Here is a 19,898-nt window from a genome sequence, read left to right as displayed (position 1 = left end):
TTGATCATCAAATTTCCACATGCTATAAAGCAAAAGAATAGGATCGTTTGATCCAATTAATCTTTCTTTTGTGCTCTTAGCTGTGCAACCAAACTCTGCATATCTTCGGGTAAAGGCGCTTCAATCACAGGATAACCCGGAATTTCCAAGCGCATCGCATGCAAACATAAGCGACGTGGATTTGGTCCGCGATATTCTGTCTCATGACCATATTTTTCATCCCCAACCAGAGGATGACCAATACTTAATCCATGCACACGAATTTGATGGGTACGCCCTGAAAGAGGTGACGCATAGACCAAAGTGGCATGCATAAAACGTTCAGCAACATTCCACTGCGTCTTAGATTCTTTACCATCTTTTGACACACGTACACGACGTTCGCCATTAGATAACTCATAACGCAATAATGGTTGGTCAATAAGTTGACGATCCAGACTGACCTGTCCTTTCACGATTGCGGCATAAGTTTTTTGAATCTTATGCTCCCGCAGCAAGTCTTGTAGTGTTTTTAATGTACTGCGTTTTTTACTGACCATGACCAAACCAGAAGTATCACGGTCGATACGGTGAATCAGCTCTAAATATTTTTTGCCTGTTGCCGCACGCAAGCCTTCAATCAAACCATACGCTACGCCACTCCCCCCATGTACAGCAATTCCAGAAGGTTTATTGACCACCATCAACCCTTCATCTTCATAAATTACACGGCTGAGTAAACTCTGTGCGACTTTATCAGACACAGGAGCATCCGTTTCATCTTTCTGTTCAAATCGAATGGGAGCAACACGGATTTGATCACCAATTGCCAATTTAGTTTCAGCCTTAATACGCTTTTTATTGACGCGTACTTGCCCTTCACGAATTAAGCGATAGATCCGACTTTTTGGCACACCTTTAAGACGCGTAAACAAGAAATTATCTATGCGTTGACCTTCTTGATGCTCGTCCACTTCAAACCAAGTGACACTTTGCCATTGTTGCGTAGAATTCATACAGTTACGTGATCCAATAAAAAACTAAAATTTGATTAAAAACTGATCATTTAGACTATACTTTTCATACAAAATAAGTGTATAGCCCATAGGCAGATGATTCAAGGTTTGCTATAGTCAGCGCACGGATACCACCGTAAGTGAAGTTTATTATGTTCCTTTCACCCATTGAAAATGGAATATAAAAGGTAAACCTCACGACAGATGCGGAAAGGTCCCAAAAGAATATGCCGACGCCGAAGGCTTTATTATATCGGCAAAAAGACAAACTGTTGCGTTTAATTGTACTTAAAGTACAGAAATCGGTTTGTTTAAAAATATATGTCGCCAACCCAGACGTTGGTTTTTAAACATAAACTGATACACATCAGACAAGTCGCTTTAGAGTGTTTTTCAGGACATAAGTGTTTGAGGCATTGGAACTGCACAATTTGTAAAGATACGATGATCATTCCGTATCAAGACGCTCTCACCAAAGTTGAGAGACTCTTCGAGCAATGTGATAGTGAAAGACGAACAAATCAGTCATCCAATGCACCACTTTGAGTACCAGTGAAAGCCTCAAAACTTTAATTGTGCAAAGATTAAAGAAGTATTGCAGCATCAATACAGGTATCAAAAGCCCAAGCTTGCTCAAAACAAGTGGGTTCATTACTGAAATCATATAGATGTACTGATGGTTTGAGTTTTGATCCAATATTCAGATGTTCGCTTCACTTAAACAGATAGCGAGTTGTTGGTGTGAATCACTATTAGGTGTTACACCCATGAAACGTATGTTGATTAATGCAACACATGCAGAAGAAGTTCGCGTTGCACTCATCACTGGTCACCGTCTTTATGATTTCGACTTAGAAAATCGTACCCGTGAGCAAAAGAAAGCCAATATTTATAAAGGGCATGTCACTCGCGTAGAACCCTCTTTAGAAGCTGTATTTGTAGAATATGGTGCAGGTCGTCAAGGTTTCTTGTCGATGCGCGAAATAGCCAATACATACTACAAAGCAGACCCTCGTCAAACTTCAAATATTCGTGAGTTAATCACAGAAGGTACTGAACTTTTAGTTCAAGTTGAAAAAGAAGAACGTGGCAATAAAGGTGCTGCGCTTTCGACGTATATTTCACTTGCTGGTCGCTATTTGGTGCTTATGCCAAACAATCCAAAAGGTGGCGGTATCAGTCGTCAAATTTCTGGATCAGTTCGTGAAGAATTGAAAGAGATGTTGGCATCATTGAACACTCCACGTGGTATGAGTGTCATTGTACGTACTGCGGGGATTGGTCGTTCACAAGAAGAACTACAACTCGACTTACAACATTTATTGGACCTTTGGGCGCAAATTCAAAACTCAGCGAACTCTGGTCCATCACCAATGTTGGTTCACCAAGAAGCAGGTGTGGTAACACGTGCAATTCGTGATTACTTACGTGATGACGTAGCAGAAATTTTAATTGATTCAGAGCAAGCATATAACGAAGCCTATAACTTTGTTAAAGCAGTAATGCCAAATCAATTGGATAAACTCAAAACCTATACCTTGAATGAACCATTGTTTGCTCACTTTGGTATTGAAAGCCAAATTCAAACGGCTTATGAACGTGAAGTCAAACTTCCTTCAGGTGGTTCGATTGTCATTGACCAAACTGAAGCATTGGTTTCAATTGATATCAACTCAGCAAAATCAACACGTGGTCACGACGTAGAAGAAACTGCGTTAAGCACCAACTTAGAAGCTGCTGAAGAAATTGCGCGCCAATTACGTTTACGTGATATCGGTGGTTTGGTTGTAATCGACTTTATTGATATGACCAAAGAACGTAACCAACGTATGGTTGAAGCCAAACTTCGTGAAGCAACACAAAGTGATCGTGCACGTATCCAGTTTGGTCAATTGTCACGTTTTGGTTTGATGGAAATGAGCCGTCAACGTTTACGTCCTTCATTGGAAGAAGCAACAGGTTATGTCTGCCCACGCTGTCACGGTACAGGTATGGTACGTGACTTACGCTCACTGTCTCTTTCAATCATGCGTAAGGTTGAAGAAATCGCGCTTCGTGAACGTCATGGTGAAGTTCAAGTTGAAGTGCCTGTTGAAATTGCGGCATTCTTATTAAATGAGAAACGTCACAGCCTAGTTTACTTAGAGCAAACCTCAAATGTACGCGTGACTGTACTCCCTCACCCGCATTTAGAAACACCGCATTACGAAATTTCGTATAACCCAGAAGGCTTTGCGCCGACAAGCTATGAGCGTACAGAAGCAACACGTTCAAGTGAAAAAGAATTGGGTTACCAATCTTCTGAATGGCATTTGGAAGAAGAACAGACTCAGCAAAATACAGCACCTGTTCAAGCTCAAAACAATAAGCAAAATAGAAAGCAACAACCTGCTCAAGCTCAAAAAGCAGTACCAGCACAAATTGCTCAAACATCATCAAGCCCATGCGCTTGGTTAGAAAACTTGTTTGTACAAAAACAAGCTGCAACCATTGATCAATCACGCACTGCAAATAATGCAGCAGCAGCAATTGAGCAAATGATTAATGGTGGAGCTGTCAGCCGTGGTCAGTTTGGTCAAATCAATCAGCATGCTTCAACAGCGATTGAAGCTCAGATTGTTCCTGAAACAAATGCTTATCTTTCACATACACCTGTTCAAAAGTCAGAACCGCGTGAATATGAAAAGCATGTTGAGAAAGAAGAAAAATCTCAACGCAACAATAAAAACAAAAATCGCAATAAGCATAAAGAGTCTCGTGAACAAGCGAATGATCAGCATCAAGTGATCGAAGAAGTTGTTCAAGTGACTCGTCAAGAGCAACGCCAAGAACAGCGTCAAGAGCAACGTGATCAACGTCGCCAACAAAAGCAACAGCGTTCACAACACGATCAACAGGCTGATAGCAACAATGAGCAAGCTGTTCCACGTCGTGATCGCAATCATCAACAACGCCCAAATCGCCCAAATCGCCATCGCGACAGCAGCGTATTTAATGATGAGCAACAATCAGCGCCTCACAACGCGCCTGTAGAGTTAGCTCAAACTCAAGAGAAACAACCAAAAGTTGAAATTATTGATGCACCACAACATGCGTCAATGACAACTGCATTGGTGGTCAATCTTGATCAGGCGCAAAGTGAAATTGTTGCATTGACACCACAACAAGCCACAGCACCTGCAAAAGCGAAGAAACATGATCGTCATGAAAAAGGCGAAACTGTCGCAAAAGCACCTCGCCCTGCTGAAACTCAACCTGTGGCTAAGCCTGTTGAAGAAAATCAGCATGCACAGGCTGAACCGGAACTCAGTATTGAAAAAGCTGAAGTACAGCAACCTGTTCAACGTGCGAGCAATGATCCTCGTCAAAAACGTCGTCAACAGCGTGAAGCAGCACAAGCAAAAGCAGCAACACCAAAGATCAGACCTTCACAAGTACCGACATTAAACCAGTACTCAGTTGGTTCTTTGATTCGCCATGTCTATGGTGATGATTGTGCGGTATTGATTGAACAATTTGGTCTAATTCCAACATTCAATCGTGCATTGCTTAAGTTCACAGAAGAGTATTCTGCAACCTTAACGGTTCAAGAAACTGCTGAACCTGCGAAGCAACCTGTGACACGTGATGTTGCTGTTACAAAAGCAGCACCAGAAGCACAACCTGCTGAAGTGTTAGACTTAACTCCACCAAAACCTGAAAATGACCGTCGTGTAGCCAATGACCCTCGCGAACGTCGTCGTTTAGCAAAACAGGCTGCGGTACAAGCAAAGCAAGAGCATCAGGCTGAACTTGAGCAAAATCAAGAACAAGCACAACCTGTAGCGCCAGCTGAAGCTAAAGCAGAAGACACAGCAACTGTAGATGTTTCTGCACCGAAAGCTGTTGAAGAAAAAGCACCAACAGAAAATACTGTAGAAACCCCAGTAGCGCCTGTTGCAGCTAAAACAACTACAGCAACTGAAACAGTAGCAACAAAACCGTCTAAAAGCGCAACAGCTGCGACAGAGAAAGCACAAAAAGCACAGCAAGCTTTGGCTTTAGATACAACAGCAACTTCTGATGAGGCAGAAACATCTAAGACAGATGTTGCGGCAACAGAAGAAAAGCCTGCTCGCCCTCGTCGCCCTCGTGGACGTCCACCGAAAAAAGCGACACCACCTGCTGCGGAGTAATTCAGCAAATTTGCTTAAAATATAGCGATTAAAGGAAACCTAGTCATTTCGATGGCTAGGTTTTTTTGCTATTTTGAATAGATTTTAAAGACATTTGTCAGATTAGGTTGATTGCACTAGTCTTAAACGATTAAAAAGACAAATGTCTAAACGATAAGGTGGTTTTTATTTCCAATTTGATTCTCGAATCTGGAACTAAGAATAATATCTACTGATCATGTATACATGTTTATTTAAATGCAGACATGACATGAAAGTTGATGTGTACCTTATGCAGATCAATGACACACTAAGAAATTGTATCGGATTACGAAAAAAAAATAGGATTGATATGAGTCAAACAACACAGACCGATCTCATCGGATTTGCTGATGTAGCCGAGCGCTTACCACAGCTCATCAATAAGCTTCCAAATATCCTGACTGGACTTAAACAAGCTTATATCAGAACGCCCAACACACCTGCTGGGCTAGGTCTAGCTTTTGAGCGTGCGGTCAAACGTAATCCATATGGAGATGCGTTATTATTTGAAAACCAACGCTACAGTTATAAAGAACTGAATGCTTGGGCAAATCAAATTGCACATTTCTATCTTTCTCTTGGTATAAAAAAAGGCGATGTGATCACTGTGATGATCGAGAATCGTCCAGAGTTGATTGCAACAGTGATCGCTTTAGCAAAAATTGGCGTAACCTCTGCACTTGTGAACACTTCACAAACAGGCAAAGTACTCACACACAGTGTCAACCTCGTTAATCCTGTGGCAATTGTTGTGGGAGAAGAATGTCGTGCTGCTGTGGATGAAGTTCGTCAAGATTTAAACATCGCTTCAGATCGCCTACACTGGTTTGCAGATCAAGACACCTTAAAAGAACCAGGTAGTGCACCACAAGGCTATATCAATCTTGCACAGCAAATTGATGCATTCCCTAAATTTAATCCAGCAACAACCCACAATGTTAAAGGTAAAGATGGATTATTTTATATCTATACCTCTGGAACAACGGGATTACCTAAAGCGGTTATATTCACCAACAGTCGTTGGACACTCGCTTATGGAACCTATGGTCACATCCTAAATTTAGGTGAAGATGACGTAATGTACTGTACTTTACCGCTCTACCATGCAACAGGCATGGTGGTATGTTGGTGTGGCGTCATTGCAGGTGGTTCGGCTTTGGCAATTCGACGTAAATTTTCAACCTCTGCATTTTGGTCAGATGTGAAAAAATTTAACGCATCTGCAATTGGGTACGTAGGAGAACTTTGTCGCTATCTTATGGATGCAGCCCCATCAGAACTTGATCATTCACACCGCGTTACCAAAATGATCGGTAATGGCATGCGTCCAAATATCTGGAACAAGTTTAAACAGCGTTTTGGCGTAGAAGAAATTCTTGAACTGTACGCTTCAAGTGAAGGCAATGTGGGGTTCAGTAATATCTTCAATTTTGATAATACTGTTGGGTTTTCACCTACTCCTTATGCGATTGTACAGTTTGATAAAGAAAGTAACGAAGCAGTACGTGACGCAGATGGCTACTGCCAAAAAGTCAAAAAAGGTGAAGTGGGCTTACTGATTGGTAAAATTACCAAACGTTCTCCTTTTGATGGCTATACAGACCCCGAAAAAAACAAATCCGTGATCATGAAAGATGTCTTTAAAAAGGGCGATGCTTATTTCATTACAGGTGATTTGGTTCGTGATATCGGTTTTCGTCATGCTCAATTTGTTGATCGTCTGGGAGATACCTTTCGTTGGAAAGGCGAAAATGTATCTACCACAGAAGTTGAAAATATCTGTAGCGACTATCCCAAGATTACAGAAGCAGTGGTTTACGGCGTTGAGATTCCAAATACCAATGGTCGTGCCGGTATGGCAGCAATCACCTTGCATGAAGGCGAACAGCTGACAGAACAAGATTTAAGCCAGATGGTTACAGATTTTAAAAAGAACTTACCTGCTTATGCAGTTCCAGTTTTTTTACGTATTCAACAGATTGTAGAAACGACTGGAACATTTAAATATCAGAAGAATAAATTGAAGGAACAGGCTTTTAATCCTGAAAAAACTTCTGATCGTTTACTGGTTTTATTGCCAAGTGCGACAGCATATTGTGATGTCACAGCTGAAGTTTATGCCAATATCGAAGCTTATAAATACCGTTTCTAGAAATAAAAGCCCTGTTTTCAGGGCTTTTTTAATTGATTTTGTGTTATTTATAACCGAACGTTGCAAACTTTCTTAATTTTTACTTGCGCTCTATCAATATCTTGCTAAAATACGCTCCATCAAAACAAAAGGGTCGTTAGCTCAGCTGGTAGAGCAGCGGACTTTTAATCCGTTGGTCCCGCGTTCGAATCGCGGACGACCCACCACTTATTGTTTTGACCTGTATGGATATCGAATGAAAATTACTGATTTTCATGTCGCTTTAAGTAAAGTTTTACTTTACATCCTAACTCAGGGTCGTTAGCTCAGCTGGTAGAGCAGCGGACTTTTAATCCGTTGGTCCCGCGTTCGAATCGCGGACGACCCACCATCTATATGTTTCAATCTGAACATGGATACCGAATGAAAATCTAGATTTTCATTGATTCGGATAAAGTGATACTTTATACATCCAGACTCAGGGTCGTTAGCTCAGCTGGTAGAGCAGCGGACTTTTAATCCGTTGGTCCCGCGTTCGAATCGCGGACGACCCACCATTCTTTCTTCGGGCTTCTTTCTGTACTGTTTAAGTACTATACTAGAAACGAAACCTGCAAATATTCCGACCTAGACAAAACATCATCTTTTTTGATGCTTCGCCGTTCTCGAAATTTTACTTGATCTTTTACTTTTGTTTAAACACTTTTAGACAAGTATTGGGTTGTTAGCTCAGTTGGTAGAGCAGTAGACTCTTAATCTATTGGTCGTGGGTTCGAACCCCACACAACCCACCAAATTTAAAAACGATCTATCTGTTTTAATTCTCAAAACGCTTTAAGACATACGCTTTCATTGGCGCTGTATGGTGTTGAGCAAAATACAAACGGTTCTCTTCAGTTCCATTAAGAATTTTATCAATATCCATCACCAAATTATTTTTCTCATCCACTTTATAAAAAAATTGAATTCCTTCGACTCGATTTACAATGATTTCATGCTGCGCGTCATCATAAATCCATGTATTTTTTTGATAGCTTCGATTTGATTTTACATCACTATTTTCATTGCTTATTTTGCCCATATATACAAATGTACGATGCGCTGTTCCATCTGCGAGTAAGTTGATAATAAACTCTGCACTACCCTGTTCACACTTGGCAAATGGATCATCACAGCTGATTTGCACATGATAGCGTCCAACAAACTCTTCAGCTTTGGATGGTAAGGTTTCACGCTGTGGTGCAAAACCTTTAATCTCTGCCATTGCAGGTAAGGTCGCCTGCCCCGCAACTTCACTCAACTTCTTGCCATCACTGGCAGGTACAGCTTGTGTTGCTTCCTGCAAAGCAATCTCACTAGATGAATTCTGTGAATCAGAAGATCCCTGCTGCTTACTGTTCGATTTTGAAGAATCACAAGCACTCAATAGGCTACAGATACCTATACCTAAAATTCCAAGGAAGCTTGTTTTATGAACCATCAAATGCATAAATCCCAATAACCCAAATATACTGAGTAAAAAACATGTCAAACATTCATCTACATGCGCATATAGTATTGCGTTGTACCACTTCTCGAAATCTTCACGGTATTTTTTTTACAAAAGTATAAAAAACACTTTTTTTTCAACTCGTCAGCACTTGCTTTACGTCCGCTTTTTTACAGTATTTTGAATAATTTAAGAAACATTGTTACACAGTATTAACAATTTTTATCGGCACTTTACTTGAAGAATTGTGTCAGAACTCCATTATTAAAAGTACAGAGATTGTTCTTATAGTGCTAAAGCATGATCTGTAACAGATAACTTTCTAAGGAGATTTAAATGACCAATTCTGGTTTATATCGTTCAAGCCGACATAATATGATCGCCGGTGTTATGGGCGGTATTGCTGAACGTTTTGGTTGGAATGTGACTTTGCTGCGCATCATTTTCGTGATTGTTTCATGTATGAGTGCTGCATTCCCAGGTATTCTGGTCTATCTAATTCTTTGGTTACTGATGCCTAAACAGAATTTACGTTTGAATGATCATCAAGGTTATCAGCGTCCCGTACGTACCATTTATGAAGAGAAAACCCATTAATTAACATTCTTTTAAACACTTTTCCCTTTTCTGCTACAACAGTTCCCCCAAACTGTTGTAGCTTTTTTTATTCAACATCACTTTATTTTTGATGATTTAACTGTTGTTGCAATGCGGCGATCATATCTGCGCGACTGATAATTCCCACCAATTTCTGATTTTCAATCACAGGAATGTAGTTAAAAGACCGTTCCACAAAATATGGCACAAGATCTTGAATCGGCTGTGTTGGTTGTACAGTTACGACCTGTCGATTCATAATTTGTTTGACAAAGTGCTCCCATGAGGCTCGTGGATCAGCCGCTCGTTTAAACCATTCCACAATTTCATACAGCGCCAATGTACCCACCAATTCATGTGCGGCATTGACCACAGGTAAACTCATTAAATTTACCCGTTTGAATTTGTCCAAAGCTTGGTGAATATCGTCCTGCTCGTCTAAACGAATCACATCTTTACTCATAATATCCTGACAAAGAAACTCATGAACTGCACGTGCATTGGCTTTCTCTTGTGCTTCTAAAATGATTTTTTGTAAATCATATTCACTAATGTCTAAAAGCTGAGTTTGATACTCTAAGACCTCTTGAATATCTTGGGGTTGGATGGTGACCTTCTGTGTTGGTGTTGGGTCTTTAGATCGAACATTGAGCTGTGCACTTTGGGGATATTGTTTGCCTAGCATTCTGTTAAAAATAATTGCGATAGCCAACAAAAATACAGAGTTGATCAACACGGGATAGAAAATAAAATGATAGCCCAGTTGGTGTACCGAATCACCGCCCAATACAGCAGTAATTGCCACAGCTCCACTTGGCGGATGCAATGAATCGGTGCTCATCATTAAGAAGATCGACAATGCAACGGCTATACTAAATGCTTCCGTTGGATTGGAAATCAAGAGTGCGCATGTCACACCAATCAGACCAGCAATGGTATTTCCAACCACCATATTCCATGGTTGCGCCAAAGGACTTGCGGGCACTGCGAATAGCAATACAGAGGATGCTCCCATCGGTGCGATATACCATGCGTTAAAGCCACCTAATACATACCAACAGATCAGTGAAGATATCGCCAAGCCTAAAAGTGCGCCTAAGCCACAAAGTAACCGATCTTTTAGGGGTAACACTTTAAAATTGGGTTTTAAGGTATTTAACCATTCAAGTTGCGTATGAAACACGACGATCCTGCACTTTTGCACTGTTGAAGTGCGAATTATACGTTGTTGTGATTATAAGATGTATTTATTATCCATCTTAGCTGTATAAATTTTTCTACTATATTTCTCACACAGTGATTTTTTATCGTGTATATTCAGTTAACTGCTCTAATCTTTTGCCATATTCTTGCATAGGGCAAAATTCATACATCGGTGAACCAATATAACGCCCTGCGTTTTGACACTCCTGATCAACATATGCTTTCCATAAGCGTTGAGATTTCATCAGGTCCGTATAACGTTCTTGTTGATTGTCTTTTTGACTTTGTTTTTTAATCTGATCCAACACTTTAACAATTTCTTTTTCATAGAATGCTTTGCCTTGATGACTACATATTTCTACAACAGCATTATTAATATTGCCCAATCCAAGTTCTTCTATGGTTTGATCAACACATTTATTGTATACATCTATCTGTACATTTTGATTTTCCGCATATAGCAAAGTGGAAAAAATCACAGTAGAAAAAATAATCATTTTTAGGCATGATTTCATTATTTAATCTCTTTTGTTGTTTTGATCATGGTTCAATATAGCAATAAATCTATTTTAAAAGCTTTATTTTTAGCGCCGAGTATTAGCTTAATCCTATTAATCACTTTTTTTCTTTTCATGAATCATCAATATGATGTGCAGTCGTTACTGACCGTATTCGGCATTAGCTTAATGATTTATTTGATTTACTGTGTGATCGTCATTCCAATTGCATATGCGCTTTCTTTATGGCTTGCACATAAATATTGGCTCAATTTTTTCAGTATTTTCGCGGGTTCATTATTGATGTGGCTAATTGTTACTATGATTGGTTATTTGGTTTTTACGGGCGCGTTCCCAACGCCCATCTGGAAATTATTCAGTGATTGGTTTTTCTATGCAATTGCAATATTTTCAGGTTGCTGTTATTGGGCATTTTTACAAGTACTTTCCTCTCAACCACACTCTGTTAGCGATAATGTAGATAGAACTGATTACTAAAAAGCTCATCAGGATCATATTTTTTCTTCAAACTGAAAAATGCATCTGCCTGTGGGTATGCCAGTCGCATCTGGTCAGGACGAATATGTAAACGATAAGGTAAATAATATGTGCCATGATTTTTCAGAACAATATCGACCAATTGCCGTGTCAGTTGTTGCATATCCTGTTCCTGCTGTGGTGTTTTCTTTTGGTTGAATAAAAAAACCAAACCAAAAACGTCCTCTCTTGCATAATTCATAAAAGCATCAGGATCATATTCGACTTCTCGAATAGTAATATTGAGTAGGTCGACTTTTTTATGTTTTAAAACAGGCTTTAAATCTTGAACAAACTGTGCCAAATAGCGTTTTGGAATAAAGTATTCATGTAATAAATCTGTTGAGTTCGGATCTTTATTTTCAATCAATGAGGCATCTTCACTTAGAATTTCATTGCGGCTGAATGTTGTATAAGGCGATATTGAATTAAGACTACTTTCAAGATCCCAACGGAGACGCTTACCATACTCGCTATCTACAGAACCACGAAACACAATACGTTTAGTTTCGGCATTTTTACTTTGTTGTTGTGATAAGGCTAAAGGCTTTTTATCTATTTTTTCAAAATAATTTAAAGTGGCTTGTTCTAAAAAGTGTTTATCTGAGATACGTAACCGTCCATATGCAAACTGCACGTTTGTATCTTCACTCACAATCCGTTGATATTGTTCTAAATAATCCTTTGGTGAAACAGCAATAGAGTTAAATACCAAAGCAACATTGTCTACCACTTTTAATTTTACATCGAGAATTATGCCAAATAATCCATAACCACCGATCACCAATTTGAACAGTTCAGGGTTTTCTCTACGACTACATTCTAATATCTCCCCCTGCGCATTCATCAATGTAAATGATTCAATGCTAGACGAAATTGGAGGCGAATTTTTTTGCCAACCATGTCCATTTACACTTATTGAACCGCCAATAGAAAAATTACTAAAAGATTGCATGACCGCAATTGATTTACCATAACGGTCTAAATAACGGAGTGCCTCTTCCCAAGTTGCGCCAGAGCCGATGGTTAAAATATTATTCTTTTCATCGAGACTCATATGGCGATAAGGCAACATATTCAATGTAATACCATCCGGATAGATGGTATGTCCTCCCATACTGTGTTTTGCACCGGCAATTGAGATTTTTAAATGTCTTTCATTGGCATACTGAAGCAATGTTTTTAATTGACTCTGAATTGCCTGTGGTGAGGTTTCAACGTCCACTACACCATGTACTTTAGTTAGATTCAGATGACTAGCATCATCTCGATAGCCTGTTGGAATGTGTTCCATGGCTTGATGTTCATTCATTTTAGTCTTAATTAGATGAATGGATGGGATTGAAATGACAGCAATTAAAATAAGTAAAAGGCTTATCCAAAGTTTGTTTCGATATTGTTTTTGCATCTTGATCAATTCTATTAAAAATTATTGTGATTGAAGTTCTGAATTAAAATTTTAGCCTTAAATATAAAACGAAGGTTCAAAAATGTCATGGTAAATATCTTAAAATAATTCATTTATTTAACATGAAATAAAGCCTCATCGTATCCCCCTGATCCATGCTTAATATCTAACACTCAAAAGACAGTTCACAATCCAAAAGTTAATAAATTTATTTTTTTTGTGTTAATATCAAATATATAATTTAACTTTTTAATTATGAATGATGAGCAAAACACCCCTTATAATCACTTTAACTTCTTGTCTTTTTCTTAGCGCCTGCCTTTCATCGAATGAACCTGTAATTTTAGAAACTCAACAGATTGAAATTGCAAACAACCCTTTAAGCGTACTTGAACTCACACTGATCAAGAAAGGTAAAATCTGTCTATTAAAAACAAAAACAAGTGTAAAGAATACCCCGCCCATTGAAAAAGACTGGGCTTTTTTTAGAGATGGCCTCATTTTAATTTCTGAGAACTCTACCTCAGAACCCAGCATAGATACAGACTCCCCAGATGCAGAAATCGAGGCACATATTCAGGAAATGAAAATAAGAAAAGAGGCCAATCAAATGAAAAATTTGATCTCAAAAGAAAATCTTAAAAAATGTACCTGAACTGATCTGCGATGAGCGTCAATATTTGTAGACTAACCTTTGCCACACCTCCGCAAAATCCTTATACTTAGAACCAATTTTTTCTAATACTTATAGTGGATGCTGCATGAGTCGCGCCATATCGCATATTGATACATTCCAAGGCTTAATTCTTGCCTTACAAAACTACTGGGCTGAACAAGGTTGTGTGGTGTTACAGCCTTACGATATGGAAATGGGTGCAGGGACATTCCACACTGCAACATTCTTACGCGCACTTGGTCCTGAAACATGGAACGCAGCCTATGTTCAACCATCACGTCGTCCAAAAGACGGGCGTTATGGCGAAAACCCAAACCGTTTACAGCACTATTATCAATTCCAAGTTGTACTTAAACCGAACCCTGACAATATCCAACAGCTTTACTTAGACTCGTTAAAAGCAATCGGTATTGATACTTTAACCCATGACATTCGTTTTGTAGAAGACAACTGGGAATCTCCAACACTGGGTGCTTGGGGTTTAGGTTGGGAAGTGTGGTTAAACGGGATGGAAGTCACTCAATTTACCTACTTCCAACAAGTAGGTGGTGTTGAATGTTATCCAGTGACTGGTGAAATTACCTATGGACTTGAACGTTTGGCAATGTACCTACAAGGCGTAGATTCTGTCTACGATTTGGTATGGACCAAAGGTCAGTTTGGTACAGTGACGTATGGTGATGTTTTCCATCAAAACGAAGTTGAACAATCGACCTATAACTTTGAATATGCCAACGTTGAAAAAATGTTTGAGCTGTTCGACTTTTATGAAACTGAAGCAACGCGTTTAATGGAAGCTGAGCTTCCGCTTCCTGCATATGAACAAGTCATCAAAGCATCCCACAGTTTTAACTTGCTTGATGCCCGTGGTGCTATTTCAGTCACTGAGCGTCAACGTTATATCTTACGTGTCCGTACTTTGGCTCGCTCTATTGCGCAAAGCTATGTGGCTGCCCGTGCAAAATTAGGATTCCCAATGGCGGAACCACATTTACGTGATGAAGTATTAGCACAGTTAAAGGCGCAAGTTGAAGCAGAAGCAAAAGCTGAGGAGAATAAATAATGTCTAAACATACTGTTTTATTCGAACTTGGCTGTGAAGAGTTACCACCTAAAAGCCTAAAAACGTTACGTGATGCCTTAAAAGCAGAAACAGAAAAAGGGCTAAATGAAGCGGGTTTGGCATTTGAAGCTATTGAAGCTTACGCTGCACCACGTCGTTTGGCCTTGAAGATCGTCAATGTGGATGCTGCTCAAGCAGACACCCAAAAGCGTTTTGATGGCCCTGCTGTTCAAGCGGCTTATGATGCTGAAGGCAAACCAACCAAAGCTTTGGAAGGCTTTATGCGTGGTCAAGGCATTACAGCAGATCAAGTATCAACTTTCCAAGCCGGTAAAGTTGAAAAAGTTTGTTACCTAAAAGATGTAAAAGGTCAAAGCCTTGACGTTTTACTTCCACAAATTTTACAAACAGCATTAGATAACCTGCCAATTGCTAAACGCATGCGTTCTGCTGCAAGCCGTACCGAATTTGTCCGTCCTGTGAAGTGGGTAGTATTGCTGAAAGACAATGCTGTAATTGATGCATCGATTCAAGATCACAAAACAGGCAATGTGACTTATGGTCATCGTTTTCATGCACCAGAAGCTATTGTATTGGCAAACCCAGATGCGTACTTAGATGCACTACGTCAGGCTTATGTTGTTGCTGACTTTGCTGAGCGCCAAACGATCATTGATCAACAAGTCAAAGCTTTGGCAGATGAAGTGAATGCGACTGCGATTGTACCGGCAGATCTTCGTGATGAAGTGACAGCATTGGTGGAATGGCCTGTTTCGCTTCGTGCAAGTTTTGAAGAACGTTTCCTTGCTGTTCCTCAAGAAGCTTTGATCACGACCATGCAAGACAACCAAAAATATTTCTGTTTGGTCAACGCTGACAATAAATTACAACCTTATTTCATTACTGTTTCAAATATTGAGTCTAAAGATCCAACTCAAATTATTGAAGGGAATGAAAAAGTTGTACGTCCACGTTTGTCTGATGCTGAATTCTTCTTCTTACAAGATCAAAAGCAGCCACTTGCATCACGTAAAGATAAATTAGCCAATATGGTGTTCCAAGCACAGTTAGGAACACTTTGGAATAAGTCTGAGCGTATTGCTAAATTGGCTGTGGCATTATCTGCAATCACAGGTGCAAACCCTGCGGATGTTGAAAAAGCCGCACTGCTTGCTAAATGTGACTTAACGTCTGAATTAGTCGGTGAATTCCCTGAACTGCAAGGGATTGCAGGTACTTACTATGCACGCATTGAAGGCGAAAATGATGAAGTTGCTGAAGCTTTAGGTGAGCAATATCTGCCTAAATTTGCAGGCGATGTTCTACCAAAAACCAAAACAGGTACAACGCTTGCGCTTGCTGACCGTTTAGATACCCTCACAGGTATTTTTGGTATTGGTCAAGCACCAACAGGCTCGAAAGATCCATTTGCTTTACGTCGTTCTGCGATTGGTATCTTGCGTTTAGTGACTGAAAATAATCTTGATGTTTCGATTGAAGAACTCATCAAGTTAGCTTTGGCTGCTTATGGCGATGTATTGAAAGATCATGCGAAGACTTTAGCCGATGCTGTGGCATTCCTTGAAGGTCGTTATCGTGCTAAATACGAAGACCAAGGTGTTGCCGTTGATGTGATTCAGGCTGTTCAAGCCCTTTCACCAAAATCACCTTTAGATTTTGATAAGCGTGTTACCGCAGTGAATCATTTCCGTGATTTACCAGAAGCTGCTGCTCTTGCTGCTGCAAATAAACGTGTTGCAAATATCTTGGCGAAAGAAGCTACACCTACTGGTGAGATTATTGAAGCTAAACTGGTAGAAGATGCAGAGAAAGCACTTTATAGCGAGATTCAAAATATCCTTCCTGTTGTTCAGCCGCTTTTAGATGCAAAAGACTACACCACTGCGCTTTCCAAGTTGGCAGCTCTTCGTGCACCAATTGATGCTTTCTTTGAAGGTGTTATGGTCATGGCGGATGATGCCGAGTTAAAAGCAAACCGTTTACGTTTACTTGCTCAGTTGCGAGAATTATTTACAAGCGTTGCGGATATTTCAGTGTTACAACATTAAGAAGTTAAATCACTGAAAAAATAAGACCTGCCTTTTGGCAGGTTTTATTTTTCAAGCACAAAACAAAATTAATAAAGGAAAAAGTGTCGTCCTCTTTTCCCATTGAAATGATGCTTTTTAAATGAATAAAATAAAAACAAAATATGTAAATTTTCAAAATAGTCTTTAACAATCAAAAACTAAATAAAGCTTAATCTATCCAATGATTTGTATACACTGAATATCAACCTTTCAATCTGAGCGTAACAGTAATGACTAAAAAAATCATATTCCCCGCAATACTCATGACACTCGCCCTCAGCGCCTGCTCAACGACACCCACTAATCCAAACGCACCGACTGTTTTAGAACAACACAAAAATATCTCAGCAGAGCCCAACACCAAACACAATCTTGCTCGACTCATTCGCCAAACAGATAACTGTGTGATTGAATTTACAGGGAACTTTGAAAAAGGAAAAGCAACTGAACATTGGATTTTTAAAGGAGAGCAATTGATTTCAGCATTTTCAAATGTCGATGCGGATATTGAACAGAAGCAGACAGTTTTTGATCCTAAAGATGCTGAAAAGCTAAAAAACTTCAATTCACTCAAAAACAACTTTAAAGCAGCAAATCTGGAAAAATGTAACTAATCTCAGCACTTGACTTACGCTGTCCGTAGAGCTAAATACACAACCATTTAGCTCTTTTTAACAACATAAATCACGGGATAGAGCCAAAAAATCACACCAATGAGTCCAATCGCAATAAAAATTAAGCTATTCGGAAGGTAATCCGCAAACCAATAATAAATTGGATTTAAACCCAATTTAAAAGAATTCAACAAAGCGTAAAGCATGCCTAACATCAATATATGAGGCAAAACGAGGTGTAGGATAGATAGCTGATATTTCTTAAAATATTTTACAAAATAAAAACTAGGAATCAAATAAATGAGAAATATGATTGCCGTTGTAACCCAGCCAATCATTTGATGACTGAAAGGGACTTCTTCCCCACAAGCACAGGCAAAACTCGGTCTAAAACTGAAAAATATACTCAACAACACTAAGATTTTTATATTGTTCATTATAGGAATAAGATATAGATTGATTCCAAAGCTTATGTGTTTTTTGTTTCAATGACAAGATGACGATGTGAATAACACAACGTTTAGAGTCGTGAGTTTTCATTTATAAGTATCAGAATTTTAAAATAAAAAATAAAAAATTTTTCATAGAAACTCGATCTTAATCTTTATTCACAATTTTTACATTATTGTTAAAACTGTGTAGATAAGCTGTTGCTATTTTATCTCTAAGACTATTTTCACTCAAATTTCACATTATGATAGGCAACACTCAAACTTGAACTCATTCAGGTATAGGATAAAACTAATTATGAAAATGCTTAAAACAACAGTGATCGCTACAGCCCTTTTAGCTAGCTCTCCTCTTATTTTCGCCAATACAAATGTCAGCGCCAATGCATCAGCTGAAGTCAATGCAAATGGTGGAGGTCTACTCAGCAATATTGGTCAAGGAATCCATAATACAGCAGACAAAGTTGGTAATGGTATTGAAAAAGGTGTCGATAAGACTCGCGAAGTCTCAAAAGATGCTTGGGATGGTACAAAAAATACTGCCGTTAAAGTCGGTGATGGTATCGAAAAAGGTGTCGATAAGACCCGTGATGTGTCAAAAGATGCTTGGGATGGTACCAAGAATGTAGCAGGTAAAGTCGGTACTGGTGTAGAAAAAGGTGTCGACAAAACTCGTGAAGTCTCTAAAGATGCTTGGGATGGCACTAAAAATACTGCTGATAAAGTCGGTACAAGTGTTGAAACTGGAATCGATAAAGGTAAAGTAGCCAGCAAAGGTGCTTGGGAAAATACCAAAAAGCTAAGTTCAGAAGCAGGTCATAACACCAAAGAAGCTGCGATAAAAGCGAAAGATAAAACCAAATCTGCAACCAGTAAAACTTGGCAAAAAACCAAAGACTTGGTTAAGCCGAAATCAACCAACACAGGTGCTAAAGTAAATTCACAAACACATGTGAAAACACCAGTAGGTAGTGCAAACGTCGGCGTATCAACAGAAGCCAAAGTTGCAGCTAAATAATTGCAATTGATGTTCTCTAAACCACAATATTAAGATGAAAAGCTCACATCCGTGGGCTTTTCTTTCAAATACTCAGTAATATTACGAACCATATATTGTTATATTTTGCTGTCGTTGATTTATTACTGTTTAAGCGGGTGATTGAATAAAACAGTACCATTGCTCAATATGATTCACAGCGTTAATGACATCATCATAAAGGAATGAAAACATGGTGAAGATGAAAAGTTTATGTATGATCACTGCAATATGTGCAACATCATCACTTTATGCTCAAACAGACACTCATACACAACCTTATGGTGATAACCCCAATATATTTAGAGTCCTAGCCCATAAGACAGGTGAAGCAGTACAAAATACGGCTGAAAAAGTAGGAGATGCAACCGAAAAAGGCATTCAAAAAATCAAACCTTCATTTGATGAAACCATTGAAAATACGAAAAAATATACCAGTGAACAAGCAACGATTGCCCGAGACAATACACGACAAGGCATAGATACCGCTGTCAAAAAGGTTGAACAGACCAAAGACCGTGTGCTGGGTAAAAACAGCTATAACGTGCCAATAGAACAAGGCAGCTTGAGTCAATCATCAACTACTGCAAACTCAGCGAATCCCTCAGTTACAGCCACTGTCCCAAACATTTCTAATCAAAACATCTCAGATCAGCCGACTGTATCTGCACAACCACCACTTCAAACACAAGCTTCGCAAAATGTTCAGTCCGAACAACCAGAGCTTGAAATCAAAAAACAAAGTTTGCCTATAGAGAACCAGACCAACACACCAAGTCCGTCATCAACAGACTCCAAGCCAAATCAAAATACCGATACCAGCATATCTACAGATGATGATGCAGGTGTACCAAGATAAACGATCTTAAAATCAGATCATTAAAGCTAAAATCAAAGAAAATCGTAATTTAAAGCGA

The 19,898-nt window shown here is 39.2% G+C and carries 15 protein-coding genes and 4 tRNA genes; 14 read left to right on the top strand and 5 right to left on the bottom strand.

Annotated elements, in window-relative coordinates:
• Positions 1 to 56: 56 nt before the first annotated feature.
• The gene (locus F938_RS22880) at positions 57 to 995 is read right to left on the bottom strand and encodes an RluA family pseudouridine synthase (protein ID WP_004826533.1); all 939 of its coding nucleotides are present in this window, start codon (positions 993 to 995) and stop codon (positions 57 to 59) included.
• Positions 996 to 1,762: 767 nt separating this feature from the next.
• Between F938_RS22880 and F938_RS22875 the strand changes: the two genes are divergently transcribed.
• From F938_RS22875 to F938_RS22850, 6 genes are all read left to right on the top strand, one after another.
• Positions 1,763 to 5,170 (top strand): Rne/Rng family ribonuclease, encoded by a 3,408-nt coding sequence (locus tag F938_RS22875; protein WP_005035536.1) that lies wholly within the window; start codon positions 1,763 to 1,765, stop codon positions 5,168 to 5,170.
• A gap of 331 nt (positions 5,171 to 5,501) precedes the next feature.
• Entirely contained in the window at positions 5,502 to 7,343 is a 1,842-nt protein-coding gene (locus F938_RS22870; RefSeq protein ID WP_005035534.1) for a long-chain-acyl-CoA synthetase, read from the top strand.
• A gap of 130 nt (positions 7,344 to 7,473) precedes the next feature.
• Positions 7,474 to 7,549: transfer RNA gene (locus tag F938_RS22865), tRNA-Lys, on the top strand.
• Positions 7,550 to 7,637: 88 nt separating this feature from the next.
• Positions 7,638 to 7,713 (top strand) — tRNA-Lys (locus tag F938_RS22860).
• A gap of 90 nt (positions 7,714 to 7,803) precedes the next feature.
• Positions 7,804 to 7,879 (top strand) — tRNA-Lys (locus F938_RS22855).
• A 161-nt stretch (positions 7,880 to 8,040) separates the two neighbouring features.
• A tRNA-Lys gene (locus F938_RS22850) sits at positions 8,041 to 8,116 on the top strand.
• Between the two features lie 23 nt (positions 8,117 to 8,139).
• On the opposite strand, the gene F938_RS22845 is transcribed toward F938_RS22850, so the two are convergent.
• On the bottom strand, positions 8,140 to 8,802 hold the full coding sequence (locus F938_RS22845) for a hypothetical protein (RefSeq protein ID WP_005035532.1): 663 nt from the start codon (positions 8,800 to 8,802) through the stop codon (positions 8,140 to 8,142).
• Positions 8,803 to 9,147: 345 nt separating this feature from the next.
• Between F938_RS22845 and F938_RS22840 the strand changes: the two genes are divergently transcribed.
• Positions 9,148 to 9,408, top strand: coding sequence for a PspC domain-containing protein (locus F938_RS22840; RefSeq protein WP_005035529.1), 261 nt, complete (start codon positions 9,148 to 9,150; stop codon positions 9,406 to 9,408).
• An 82-nt stretch (positions 9,409 to 9,490) separates the two neighbouring features.
• On the opposite strand, the gene F938_RS22835 is transcribed toward F938_RS22840, so the two are convergent.
• The gene (locus F938_RS22835; protein ID WP_005035527.1) at positions 9,491 to 10,591 is read right to left on the bottom strand and encodes an HPP family protein; all 1,101 of its coding nucleotides are present in this window, start codon (positions 10,589 to 10,591) and stop codon (positions 9,491 to 9,493) included.
• Between the two features lie 121 nt (positions 10,592 to 10,712).
• Complete coding sequence (locus F938_RS22830) at positions 10,713 to 11,126, bottom strand: lysozyme inhibitor LprI family protein (protein WP_005035525.1); 414 nt, start codon at positions 11,124 to 11,126, stop codon at positions 10,713 to 10,715.
• Between the two features lie 117 nt (positions 11,127 to 11,243).
• On the opposite strand from F938_RS22830, the gene F938_RS22825 reads away from it, so the two are divergent.
• Complete coding sequence (locus F938_RS22825; protein ID WP_227559280.1) at positions 11,244 to 11,606, top strand: hypothetical protein; 363 nt, start codon at positions 11,244 to 11,246, stop codon at positions 11,604 to 11,606.
• On the opposite strand, the gene F938_RS22820 is transcribed toward F938_RS22825, so the two are convergent.
• Positions 11,575 to 13,053, bottom strand: a complete 1,479-nt coding sequence (locus F938_RS22820) for an FAD-binding oxidoreductase (protein WP_005035520.1) — start codon at positions 13,051 to 13,053, stop codon at positions 11,575 to 11,577. The two genes, F938_RS22825 and F938_RS22820, sit on opposite strands and share 32 nt — an antisense overlap.
• A gap of 259 nt (positions 13,054 to 13,312) precedes the next feature.
• On the opposite strand from F938_RS22820, the gene F938_RS22815 reads away from it, so the two are divergent.
• The 6 genes from F938_RS22815 (at position 13,313) to F938_RS22785 (ending at position 19,840) form a co-directional block, all read left to right on the top strand.
• Positions 13,313 to 13,708, top strand: a complete 396-nt coding sequence (locus F938_RS22815) for a hypothetical protein (protein WP_005035518.1) — start codon at positions 13,313 to 13,315, stop codon at positions 13,706 to 13,708.
• Positions 13,709 to 13,814: 106 nt separating this feature from the next.
• The gene (gene glyQ / locus F938_RS22810) at positions 13,815 to 14,792 is read left to right on the top strand and encodes a glycine--tRNA ligase subunit alpha (RefSeq protein ID WP_005035515.1); all 978 of its coding nucleotides are present in this window, start codon (positions 13,815 to 13,817) and stop codon (positions 14,790 to 14,792) included.
• The gene (glyS, locus tag F938_RS22805) at positions 14,792 to 16,861 is read left to right on the top strand and encodes a glycine--tRNA ligase subunit beta (RefSeq protein WP_005035513.1); all 2,070 of its coding nucleotides are present in this window, start codon (positions 14,792 to 14,794) and stop codon (positions 16,859 to 16,861) included. Before glyQ ends, glyS begins: the two co-directional genes overlap by 1 nt.
• Positions 16,862 to 17,112: 251 nt before the next feature.
• On the top strand, positions 17,113 to 17,496 hold the full coding sequence (locus F938_RS22800) for a hypothetical protein (protein ID WP_005035510.1): 384 nt from the start codon (positions 17,113 to 17,115) through the stop codon (positions 17,494 to 17,496).
• A gap of 747 nt (positions 17,497 to 18,243) precedes the next feature.
• Positions 18,244 to 18,963 carry a hypothetical protein gene (locus tag F938_RS22790; RefSeq protein WP_004826503.1) on the top strand — a complete coding sequence of 240 codons (720 nt, stop codon included), beginning with the start codon at positions 18,244 to 18,246 and terminating at the stop codon, positions 18,961 to 18,963.
• Positions 18,964 to 19,174: 211 nt separating this feature from the next.
• Positions 19,175 to 19,840, top strand: coding sequence for a hypothetical protein (locus F938_RS22785; RefSeq protein ID WP_005035506.1), 666 nt, complete (start codon positions 19,175 to 19,177; stop codon positions 19,838 to 19,840).
• The last annotated feature ends 58 nt before the right edge of the window (positions 19,841 to 19,898 follow it).

Source organism: Acinetobacter bereziniae LMG 1003 = CIP 70.12 (genome assembly GCF_000368925.1).
GTDB classification, from domain to species: domain Bacteria; phylum Pseudomonadota; class Gammaproteobacteria; order Pseudomonadales; family Moraxellaceae; genus Acinetobacter; species Acinetobacter bereziniae.
The sequence above is the reverse complement of the archived record's forward strand: the minus strand, read 5'-3'. Positions and strand labels throughout refer to the sequence as shown.